Raw genomic sequence first — 10,766 nt, 5'->3', positions numbered from 1 at the left:
CGCCGACCGCGCCGTGGACGCCGCCGGCGCCGCGGTGCACGCCGCCGGGCTGGCCCTCGGGCACGCCCGCCGGCTGGTCGGCACCGCCCGCGCCGCCGACACCGCCGAGGAGGCCGCCTGGACCACCGGCCCCGGCGGGCGGCTCACCACCGCTCCCGACGCGCTGACCGCCCTCGCGGCCGCCACCGACGCCCAGCGCGACCGGCTCGCCGACCTGCTGGCCGCCACCGCCGGCGGCGGCCTGGCCGACCGGCCCCGGCTGGCCCTCACCGACGCCCTCACCGGCGCCCTGCACACCCTCACCGACCTGCCCGGCCTGCGCGCCGCCGCCGACTGCGGCGACCCCGGCTGTCACCGCGCCCCGCAGGGCTGCCGGCACGACCTGACCGGCCGCCCCGGCCTCGGCGCCCCCGGCCCCACCGCCGGCTACCGGCCCGGCGCCGCGCTGGACCGCTTCCTGCGCGCCCGCGACCGCCGCTGCCGCTTTCCCGGCTGCCGCCGCCGCGTGCCCCGCGCCGGCGAGCTGGACCACCACCGGCCCTGGCCGGCCGGCCCCACCAGCGCGGCCAACCTGGCCGGCTACTGCACCACCGACCACCGCGGCAAACACCAGGCCCCCGGCTGGCGGCACACCCTCACCCCCGACGGCACCCTCACCGTCACCACCCCCACCGGCCTCACCGCGACCACCACACCCCCGCCCTACTGAGGAACGGGGGCCACGGCCCGAGCCACCGCGAGGGACGAGCGCCACCGACATACCACCCCACCCGGCGGCGGGGCACGCACGACTCCAGCCGAGTGCGCGGTCCGCCGGCAGCCCTGAGTCCCACGGCTCCGGGCTCCCGGCTCCAGGTCCACGCGCGCAGCTCACGGCTCGGGCCAACGCCGCACAGCTCACGGTCCAGGGCGGGCGGATGCGGGCGCACGGCGCCGTGCCTTCAAACCCACCGCCGGCGGTTCACCACCGGACAGCCCGAGCCGCCTCCGTCGGCGAGAGGACGCCCCGCTGTGTCAGGCGTTCAGCGCGGGGTCTGCTGGTGCACTGCGAGCCGCCACCCGTCGTCCCGCCGCACGTAGACGCTGCTCACCAGGGCCGAGTACGGCTCGGCGCCGGCCCGATGGGCGACGACGCCGTAGGTCACCACCGCGCTCCCGGGGCCGAGCTGGCGCACCCGCGGCTCCTCGAGGGACCAGGACTCCCACGGCGGGCCGCCCATCGAGGCGAGCACCGCTGCCCGATCGTCGATGCGCGCGCCACCGGGGAAGATCATCTCCACCTCGGTGTCGAGCACCCGCGCGTAGAACTCCGCCGCCGCCTCGGGTCCCGTGCCCAGCGCCTGCCAGCCCTGTTCCTCCAGGGCGAGCGGGTCGTCACCCATCGCCGCGCTCCGCGGAGGCCTCGCTGTCCGCGGCGGGGGTCGCGCCACCCTCTGCGAGGGCCTCGGCGCCATCGGCGGGGGTCTTGCCACCCTCGGCGGGGGTCTCGGCGACGGTCCCGCTGCCGTCGCCGATGGTGGCCACCGCGCGGGCCGCCTCGGGTCCCTCCTCGAGGAGCACCCGGAATCCGTCGTCGTCGAGGATCGGCGCCTTGACCTGCACGGCCTTGTCGTACTTGCTGCCCGGGTCGGCGCCCACGACGACGAAGCCGGTCTTCTTGCTCACCGAGCCGGTCACCTTGCCGCCGCGCTCCTGGATCGCCGCGATCGCCTGGTCCCGGCTGAGGTCGCGCAGCGACCCGGTGACGACGACGGTGACGCCGGTCAACGGTCCGGGGCCGGCGTCCTCCCCCTCGTCGGCCATGCGCACACCGGCGGCGCGCCACTTCTCCACGACCTCGCGGTGCCAGTCGACGGCGAACCAGTCGCGGACCGACTTCGCGATCGTCGGCCCCACCCCGTCGGCCGCGGCGAGCTCCTCCTCGGCGGCCTCGACGATCCGGTCGATCGAACGGAAGTCGCGGGCCAGCGCCTGGGCGGCGGTCGGCCCGACGTGCCGGATGGACAGCGCCACCAGCACCCGCCACAGCGGGACGTCCTTCCGGGTCTGCAGGTTGGCCAGCAGCTTGCGCCCGTTGGCCGACAGCGCGCCGTCCTTCTTGGTGAAGAACGACGTCCGCTCCAGCTTCTCCTCGTCGAGGGTGAAGATGTCGCCCTCGTCCTGCAGGAGGGAGCTCTGCAGCAGGGCGATCGCCGCCTCGTAGCCGAGCACCTCGATGTCGAACGCACCCCGGCCGGCCACGTGGAAGACCCGCTCCCGCAACTGCGCCGGGCACGACCGCGCGTTCGGGCACCGGATGTCGGCGTCGCCCTCCTTCTCCGGCCGCAGCTCGGTGCCGCACTCGGGGCAGTGCGTCGGCATCACGAACTCGCGCTCGTCGCCGGTGCGGGCGGCCGCGACCGGGCCGAGCACCTCCGGGATGACGTCCCCAGCCTTGCGGATGACGACGGTGTCGCCGATCAGGACGCCCTTGCGCTTGACCTCGCTGGCGTTGTGCAGGGTGGCCAGCTGCACCGTCGACCCGGCGACCTTGACCGGCTCCATGAACGCGAAGGGCGTGACCCGACCGGTGCGGCCGACGTTCACCCGGATGTCGAGGAGCTTGGTGGTCGCCTCCTCCGGCGGGTACTTGAACGCGATCGCCCACCGCGGCGCCCGGGAGGTCGAGCCCAGCCGTCGTTGCAGCGCGATCTGGTCGACCTTCACGACGACGCCGTCGATCTCGTGCTCGACCGAGTGCCGCTGTTCCCGGTAGCGCTCGATGAAGGCCCACACGCCCTCGAGGTCGTCGACCACCTGGTAGCGGGTGCTCACCGGCAGGCCCAGCTCGCGCAGCCGTTCGTAGGCCGCCGACTGGTGCTCCGGGGCGAACCCGTCGCGCGCGCCGAGGCCGTGCACCACCATCCGCAGCGGCCGGGAGGCGGTGATCCGCGGGTCCTTCTGCCGCAGCGACCCCGCGGCGGCGTTGCGCGGGTTGGCGAACGGCGGCTTGCCGGCCTCCACCATCCCGGCGTTGACGTCGGCGAACGCCGCGATCGGGAAGTAGATCTCGCCGCGGACCTCGAGCAGCCCGGGCACGTCGTCGCCGGTCAGCTGCTGCGGCACGTCGTCCATCGTGCGGACGTTGGCGGTGACGTCCTCCCCCGTCGTCCCGTCGCCCCGGGTGGCCGCCCGGACCAGCCGGCCCTGCTCGTACAGCAGCGCGACGGCCACGCCGTCCACCTTGAGCTCGCACAGGTAGCCGGCGGCGGTGCCCACCTCGCGCTCGACCCGCGCCGCCCAGGCCGACAGCTCGTCGCTGCTGAACACGTTGTCCAGACTCTGCATCCGCTCCCGGTGCTGCACGGGCGCGAAGGTCGCGGTGAACCCGCCGTTGACCTTCTGACTCGGCGAGTCGGGCGTCACGAGAGCGGGGTGGGCGGCCTCGATGCCCTTGAGCTCGGCCATCCGCTCGTCGTACTGGCCGTCGCTGACCAGCGGCGCGTCCTGCACGTAGTAGGCGAAGGCGTACCGGTCGAGCTCCTCGGAGAGGTCGCGGTGCCGGGTGCGCGCGTCGTCGGGGACCTCGGTGAGGTCCTCCCGATCGGTCGCGTCGCCGACCTGCGGGGCGTCGACCAGCGGCTCGTCCAGCTCGGCTTCGGTGGTCACGACGGAACCGTATCCGGCCGGTGCGACAGCGAACCGGCGCTCACCCGGCCGGGTGCGTCACTCCGGCTGCAGGTACCGCGCCGCCTCGCGGACGTGCGTCATCGCCGTCCGGGCGTAGCCGGGGGTGGCGCCGGCCAGACCGCAGGCCGGCGTGAGGGTGACCGCGGTGTGCAGGTGCTCGGCGGGGAAGCCCAGCTCGTTCCACCAGGCCCGCAGCCGGGACGCCGTCGCCTTGGCGGCGGGGAGGGTCGCGTCGGTCCCGGGGACGACGCCCGGCAGCAGATGGGTGCCGGCGTCCACGGCGGTGCCGATCGCGTCGAGGTCCTGCACCTGACCGAGGTCGAAGGAGACCGCGTCGGCCCCCGCGGCCCGGAACAGCTCCAGCGGCGCGCGGTTCGCGCAGCAGTGCACGACCACCGGCGCACCGAGACCCGCGACGACCCCGGCGAGCTCCTGCTGGACGACCGAGGCCTCGACCGCGGCCAGCTTGCCGAACCCGCTGATCGTGGGCAGCCCGCCCTGCAGGACGGCGGGCACCGACGGCTCGTCGAGCTGGACGACGACCCGCGCCCCCGGCACCCGCGCGCCGACCTCCGCGACGTGCGCGGCCAGCCCCTCGGTGAGCGACTGGGCCAGGTCCCGGCGGGCCCCCGGGTCGACGACGGCGCGGTCGCCGCGGGTGCGCTCCAGCCCTGCGGCGAGGGTCCACGGCCCGGCGGCCTGAAGCTTGAACGGACCCTCGTAGGTCTCGGCGACCTCCGAGAGGGCGTCGAGGTCACGGGCGAGGAACTCCCGGGCCCGCCGCTGGTCGATGCCCCCGCGCGCGACCAGCCGCCAGCCGGCCGGGGTGAGGTCGACGGCGAGGTCGACCAGCAGCGCGGCGCTGCGGCCGACGAGGTCGGCGCCGGCGCCACGGGCGGGCAGCTCGGGCAGGTGCGCGAACCCGGGCAGCTCGCCGGTGACCGTGCGCAGCGCCTCGGCGGGATCGGTGCCGGGCAGGGAGCCGACGCCGGTGGCCGGGCCCCACGCGAACGCGGGCTCGGCGGCGTCGTCGCCGGTGGACGGGTCGACCGGGGGTGCGGGGTCGATCGGCGGGGCCACGGGGCGACGGTAGTCCGCCGCCCCCGCGACCCCGCCGAGGCGGTCGGCCGACCCTCGCCGGGCCGGTCAGCAGCTGGGCGTGGTCACCGGGATCGCGTGGTCGCCCGCCGGCGGGGTCAGCGGCGTGTTGGCCCCGAGGTAGGCGACCGCGGTGTCGACGTCCACCGGCCCAGTGACCGGGTCGGTGCCGGCGGTGAAGGCCGCGAAGCTGTCGCCGCCGGTCGCGAGGAAGGAGTTGACGGCCACCCGGTAGGCCGTCGCGGGGTCCACCGCGGCGCCACCGATCCGGATGGAGCAGTCGAACACCCGGTCGCCCTCGGCCCGGGCCGGGTCGTACTCGTAGGTGAACCCGTCGGACGTCGACAGCAGCAGGGTGCTGGACCGCGCCGCCGTCGGGAACTGCTGCTCGAGCACCTCGTCGATGTCGGCGCCGGTCAGCGTGAGGGTGTTGACCGTGTTGCTGAACGGCTGGACGTCGAACAGCTCGCGGTAGGTCACCTCGCCGGCCGTGATGTCGGTGCGCAGCCCGCCCGGGTTCATGAACGCCACCACCGGGTTGCCGAGCTCGGGCACCGCCTGCGCGCCCGCCAGCTGCGCGTTGGCCACGAACGTGCCGAGCACCGACTCGTCGTCGCGCACCACGGTGCCGTCGGGCGCCCGAGCCCGCAGCAGGTCACCGGTCACGCTGCCCACGACCACGTCGCCGGCCTCGGCGGCGCGGGCGTTCCAGTGGTCGACGATCGCCTGCACGGCCGGGTCGCCCGCCTCGCGGGTCACCGGGACGTTGGTGGCGGCGTAGGTGGCCGCCCGGTCGACGTCCCCGGTGCCGCCGTCGAGGGTGAGCCGGATGTCGGTGACCAGCCGGCCGTAGTAGCCGGCCTGGGTGACCAGCCGCGGCTCGCCGCCGGCCACGGGGAGCCGGCAGTTGTAGGCCTGGTGCGTGTGCGCGCTGACGATGAGGTCGACGGCGGGGTCGACGGCGTCGTTGATCTCGAGGATGGGGCCGGTCAGGGCGTCGCAGCCGTTGGGGTCCAGCGCCGCCGGGCCGGTGGCCTCGCCGCCCTCGTGGATGAGGACGCCGATCGCCTCGATGCCGTGCCGCTGCAGGCGCGGCACCCACCGGTTGACCGCCTCGGCCTCGTCGATGAACTCCACGTCCGCGATGCCGGTCGGCGCGACGATCGTCGGCGTCGTCTCGGTGACCACCCCGACGAGCGCGACCCGCTGTCCGGTGGGCGTCTCGAACACCTGGAACGGCGGGAGCATCGGCTCGCCGGTCTCCCGGTCGATCACGTTGGCCGCCAGGTACGGGAAGTCCGCTCCGGTGAAGGCGTGCTCGCCCTCGCCGAAGCAGCCGTCCACGCCCGCGGTGACGCCGTCGCACGCCGCGACGTCGTCGGACCAGGTGCCGTCGGTGGCGGCGGAGATGCGGCGCAGTTCCTGGGTGCCGCGGTCGAACTCGTGGTTGCCGACCGAGGAGACGTCCAGCCCCATCGCGTTGAGGACCTCGATGGTCGGCTCGTCCTTGAAGACGCTCGACTCGAACGGCGAGGCGCTGACCAGGTCGCCGGCACCGACGAACCACGAGGCGGCGTCCGCACCGTGCTCCTGCCCGAAGGCGGCCTCCAGGCGGGCGACGGTGGCGGCCACGTTCGCCGAGCCGCCGACCTCGGTGACGACGTCGTCGGTGGTGCCGGCCGCGTCCTCGCCGTAGACGCCGTCCGGGCCCGGAGCGGTGACCAGCTCGCTGTCCCCGCCGGTGGTGAGCGAGATGCGGCCGTGGAAGTCGTTCATCGCCAGCAGCTGGACCGGGACGTCGCGGGCGCTCGCCTCGGCGGTCGCCGGGCCGGCCGCGGCCACCCCCGAGGCCACCAGGGCGGCCGTGGCCAGGCCGACCGCGACGGGACGGGTGCGGGCGGGAGGCGTTCGGCGCATGGGACCCCCAGGGTGCGCGCGGGCACCGGGCCGGCTGCGGGCCCGGCGGCGGGTGGTCGGGCCACCTCGTCCTGCTTCCGGGCCCGGCTGTCCCGCACGCTAGCGGGGACGGCGGTACCCCGCCACGGAGGGGAGCCGACGGTCAGGCGGGGACGACGCGCCCGGCGGCCAGCACGGTGCCCTGTCCCAGCACCAGGTCGCCGCGGTCGGCGTCCGGCGCGTAGAGCACGGCGCTCTGCCCCGGCGCGACCCCGCGCTGGGAGTCGGCGAGCCGCAGCCGCAGGCCGCCGCCCTCGTCGGCGGTCACCTCGCACGGGACCGGGGCGCCGTGCGCCCGCAGCTGGACGGTCGCCCGCAGGGGCAGCCGCGGCGCCGGGCCCGTCCAGGTGGGCGGCGCGGTGCGGACCTCGTCGACGCCGGTCAGGTCGGCGGTGCCGATGGTGACCGTGCGGGACACCGGCTCGATGCCGAGCACGTACCGCGGCCGGGAGTCGCCGGCCGTGACGCCGAGGCCCCGCCGCTGCCCGACGGTGAAGCCGTAGGCCCCGGAGTGCTCCCCCACCGTGGCGCCGGTGGCCGCGTCGACGACCGGCCCGGGCTGCTCGCCCAGCCGCCGGGCGAGGAACCCGCGCGTGTCGCCGTCGGGGATGAAGCAGATGTCGTGCGAGTCGGCCTTGGTGGCGACGGCGAACCCGCGCTCCGCGGCGATCTCCCGCACCCGCTGCTTGGTCATCGAGCCCAGCGGGAAGACCGCGCCGGCCAGCTGGCCGGGCGTGAGGACGGCGAGCACGTAGGACTGGTCCTTCGCCGCGTCCACCGACCGCCGCAGCTGCCCGTCGGCGAGCCGGGCGTGGTGGCCGGTGACGACGGCGTCGAAGCCGAGCGCCTGGGCGCGGTCCAGCACGGCGGCGAACTTGATCTTCTCGTTGCAGCGCAGGCACGGGTTGGGCGTCCGGCCGGCCGCGTACTCGGCGACGAAGTCCTCGACGACGTCCTCGGTGAACCGCTCGGCGAGGTCCCAGACGTAGAACGGGATGCCGAGCTCGTCGGCGACCCGGCGGGCGTCGTGGGCGTCCTCGACGCTGCAGCAGCCGCGTGCCCCGCTGCGCAGGGTCTGCCTGTCCGGGGAGAGCGCGAGGTGCACGCCGGTGACGTCGTGCCCGGCGTCGACGGCCAGCGCCGTCGCGACGGCCGAGTCGACCCCGCCGCTCATCGCCGCGAGCAACCTCACCGGCGCCCCAGCCCGGCCCGCCGGGCCCGCTCCACCACCGGGCCGATCACCTCGAGCACCACGTCGACGTCGGCGTCCACCGACGTGTGGCCGAGGGAGAACCGCAGCGAGCTGCGCGCCCGGTCGGGGTCGGCGCCGACCGCGAGCAGCACGTGGCTGGGCTGCGCGATGCCGGCGCTGCAGGCCGAGCCGGTCGAGCACTCGACGCCGCGGGCGTCCAGCAGCATGAGCAGCGCGTCGCCCTCGGCGCCGGGGAAGGACAGGTGTGCGTTCCCCGGCAGGCGCCCGGGCCCGCCGGCCACGACGTCGTCCAGGGGGGCGCCGTTGAGCTGCACGCCGGGCACCTCGGCCATCACGCCGGCGACCAGCCGGTCCCGCAGCCGCGACAGCCGGGTCGCCTGCTCCGCCCGGCGGGCCACGGCCGCGGTCGTGGCCACCTGGAGCCCGACGATCGCGGCGACGTCCAGCGTGCCGGAGCGCACGTCGCGCTCCTGCCCGCCGCCGTGCAGCAGCGGGGTGCACTCGGCGTCCCGGCGGAGCAGGAGCGCGCCGGCGCCCATGGGTCCGCCCAGCTTGTGGCCGGTCATCGTCAGCGCGTCGACGCCGCTGCCGCCGAAGTCGACCGGGACCTGGCCGACCGCCTGCACCGCGTCGGTGTGCAGCGGGACGCCCACGGCGTGCGCCACCTCGGCCAGCGCGGCGAGGTCGCTGACCGTGCCGATCTCGTTGTTGGCCCACATGACGCTGGCCAGCGCGACGTCGGTGCCGTCGCCCAGCGCCGCCTCCAGCACCGCGGGGGTCACCCGCCCGGTCGGCTCGGCCGGCAGCCAGGTGATGTCGGCCCCGTCGTGCTTGGCCAGCCACTCGACGCTGTCGAGGACGGCGTGGTGCTCGGCGGGGCTGACGACGATCCGCCGGCGCCGCGAGTCGGCGTCCCGGCGGGCCCAGAACATGCCCTTGACCGCCAGGTTGTCGCTCTCGGTCCCGCCGCCGGTGAAGAGCACCTCCGACGGCCGGGCGCCCAGCGCCTCGGCGAGCCGCTCGCGCGACTGCTCCGCGGCCCGGCGTGCGGCGCGGCCGCTGGCGTGCAGCGAGGAGGCGTTGCCCACGCGGCCCAGCTGCTCGGTCATCGCAGCCAGCACCTCGGGGAGCACCGGCGTGGTCGCCGCGTGGTCCAGGTACGTCATGACGCAGCCAGCGTAGCCGCGGGCTCGGCCGCGCCCTCCTCGACCGGGGCGGCCGCCCGCGGCGCGACCAGCGCACCGACGGCGGCCAGCGCGGCGAGGAGGACCGCGGCGGCGACCACCGCGCCGGCCAGCGGCAGCAACGACGCGGTCGCCGCGGCGACGAGCACGCCCACCAGGCCGACGCACAGCGCCGAACCGGTCACGTCGGCGATCTGGAAGGCCGCAGAGTCCGCACCCCGCCGGTGGTCCGGCGACTGCTCCAGGAGCAGGACCCCGACGCTCGGCATGCCCAGGCCCATGCCGAGCCCGGCCACGGCCCAGGTCAGGTACGCCGGCCACCCGCCCACCCCCGGGACGGCCACCAGCGCGCTGGCTCCGACCCCCGCGGCCAGCAGCACGAACCCCAGCCGGAGCAGTCGGGCGCGGGACACCCCGGGGTGCCGGCCCTGCAGCTGGGAGGCGGTCGCCCAGCCGACCGCACCGGCGGTCAGCGGGATGCCGGCCGCGGTCGGGCTGAAGCCGTGCAGCTGGGTGAGCGCGAGCGGCAGCAGGACGTCCATGCCGAAGAAGGCCCCGGCCAGCAGGCCACGGGACCCGACGACGGCGGGCAGGCCGGCCCGCGCCCCGACGACGCCGGCCGGCAGCAGCCGCCGCAACCCCGCCCCGAGCGCGACGACCCCGGCGAGCGCGACCGCCACCGCGACCAGGTCCAGCCGCTGCCCGGCGACCTGGAGCGCGGCGATCCCGAGGCCGGCGAGCGCGGCCCAGCCCGTCCGGGCGGCTCGCCACCGCCCTCCGGCGACGGCCGGGGCGGCGAGCCCGCGCAGCGCCGGGAGGACGAGCAGGACGCTCACGACGACCAGCGGCAGCAGCCCCAGGAACACCCACCGCCAGCTCCCGTGGGTCGTGACCAGCCCGGCCACCCAGCGGCCCGACCAGCGCCGGCAGCACCCAGGCCGCGGAGATCGCGCCGAACAGACGGGGCCGCAGCGCCGCCTCGTAGGCCTGCCCGGCGACGACGTACAGCGAGACCGCGATCAGCCCGCCGCCCAGCCCCTGCAGCGCGCGGGCGGCGACGAACAGCAGCATGTCGCCGGCCAGGCCCGCCGCCAGCAGCCCGGCCGCGAAGAGCCCGACCCCCGCGACCAGGGCCGCGCGCGGTCCGCGACGGTCGCCCAGGTCCCCGCCGACCACCATCCCGACGACCGAGGCGACCAGGTAGGCGCTGAACGGCCAGCCGTACCAGGCCAGCCCGTCGAGCTCGGCCACCGCGGTCGGCATCGCCGTCCCGACCGCCATCGCCTCGAACGCGACGAAGGTGACCAGCAGGAGCAGCCCGGCCGTGGGCAGCCGGTGCCGCCGGTCGAGGATCCCCGCCCCGGCCGTTCCGCCGTCGCCCACGTCCACCTCCCCGCCAACCGCCGCACCCGTCGGCGGCTTCCCGGACACGCGTCGGGCGCCGACCCCGGAGGGGGTCGGCGCCCGACGTGGCCTCGCTGCAGGGTCCCGCGCCGAGCGCCAGCGAGGCGTGGGGGGCAGCGAGGTCCTTCTACTTGCGGGCGGTGATCAGCTCGGTGGCCTGCGGGACGACGGTGTTCAGATCGCCGACGACGCCGAAGTCGGCCAGCTCGAAGATCGGCGCCTCGGGGTCCTTGTTGACCGCG

The 10,766-nt window shown here is 76.4% G+C and carries 8 protein-coding genes and 1 pseudogene; 1 reads left to right on the top strand and 8 read right to left on the bottom strand.

Annotation, left to right across the window (positions count from 1 at the left end; translation table 11 throughout):
- Positions 1–709: HNH endonuclease signature motif containing protein (locus MY520_RS27390; protein ID WP_436695857.1), on the top strand; the 709-nt coding region annotated here is incomplete at its 5' end.
- Between the two features lie 313 nt (positions 710–1,022).
- Here MY520_RS27390 and MY520_RS27385 read toward each other — a convergent pair.
- The 8 genes and pseudogenes from MY520_RS27385 to MY520_RS27350 form a co-directional block, all read right to left on the bottom strand.
- Positions 1,023–1,382: a nuclear transport factor 2 family protein gene (locus tag MY520_RS27385; protein ID WP_436695856.1), complete on the bottom strand. Its 360-nt coding sequence runs from the start codon at positions 1,380–1,382 to the stop codon at positions 1,023–1,025.
- A complete protein-coding gene (gene ligA / locus MY520_RS27380; RefSeq protein ID WP_436695855.1) occupies positions 1,375–3,648 on the bottom strand; it encodes an NAD-dependent DNA ligase LigA in 2,274 nt (757 codons plus the stop codon). The genes MY520_RS27385 and ligA overlap by 8 nt, the downstream gene beginning before the upstream one ends.
- A gap of 57 nt (positions 3,649–3,705) precedes the next feature.
- Complete coding sequence (locus MY520_RS27375; RefSeq protein ID WP_436695854.1) at positions 3,706–4,749, bottom strand: methionine synthase; 1,044 nt, start codon at positions 4,747–4,749, stop codon at positions 3,706–3,708.
- A 66-nt stretch (positions 4,750–4,815) separates the two neighbouring features.
- Positions 4,816–6,684 (bottom strand): bifunctional metallophosphatase/5'-nucleotidase, encoded by a 1,869-nt coding sequence (locus MY520_RS27370; protein WP_436695853.1) that lies wholly within the window; start codon positions 6,682–6,684, stop codon positions 4,816–4,818.
- Positions 6,685–6,826: 142 nt separating this feature from the next.
- Complete coding sequence (gene mnmA, locus MY520_RS27365; RefSeq protein ID WP_436695852.1) at positions 6,827–7,915, bottom strand: tRNA 2-thiouridine(34) synthase MnmA; 1,089 nt, start codon at positions 7,913–7,915, stop codon at positions 6,827–6,829.
- Positions 7,912–9,102, bottom strand: coding sequence for a cysteine desulfurase family protein (locus MY520_RS27360; RefSeq protein WP_436695858.1), 1,191 nt, complete (start codon positions 9,100–9,102; stop codon positions 7,912–7,914). The genes mnmA and MY520_RS27360 overlap by 4 nt, the downstream gene beginning before the upstream one ends.
- Positions 9,099–10,025, bottom strand: a complete 927-nt coding sequence (locus tag MY520_RS27355; protein ID WP_436695859.1) for a hypothetical protein — start codon at positions 10,023–10,025, stop codon at positions 9,099–9,101. Before MY520_RS27355 ends, MY520_RS27360 begins: the two co-directional genes overlap by 4 nt.
- Before the next feature lie 55 nt (positions 10,026–10,080).
- Positions 10,081–10,383, bottom strand: a pseudogene (locus MY520_RS27350) (MFS transporter); the annotation flags it as partial.
- Between the last annotated feature and the right edge of the window lie 383 nt (positions 10,384–10,766).

It is taken from the genome of Geodermatophilus sp. CPCC 205506 (genome assembly GCF_051383635.1).
GTDB lineage: Bacteria > Actinomycetota > Actinomycetes > Mycobacteriales > Geodermatophilaceae > Geodermatophilus.
Note: the sequence above shows the minus strand (reverse complement) of the source record. Positions and strands in the feature narration are given on the sequence as shown.

Excerpts from the sequence above, each read along its gene's own strand:
- MY520_RS27360 (WP_436695858.1), bottom strand. The coding sequence starts at position 9,102 with ATGACGTACCTGGACCACGCGGCGACCACGCCGGTGCTCCCCGAGGTG.
- MY520_RS27385 (WP_436695856.1), bottom strand. The coding sequence starts at position 1,382 with ATGGGTGACGACCCGCTCGCCCTGGAGGAACAGGGCTGGCAGGCGCTG.
- MY520_RS27370 (WP_436695853.1), bottom strand. The coding sequence starts at position 6,684 with ATGCGCCGAACGCCTCCCGCCCGCACCCGTCCCGTCGCGGTCGGCCTG.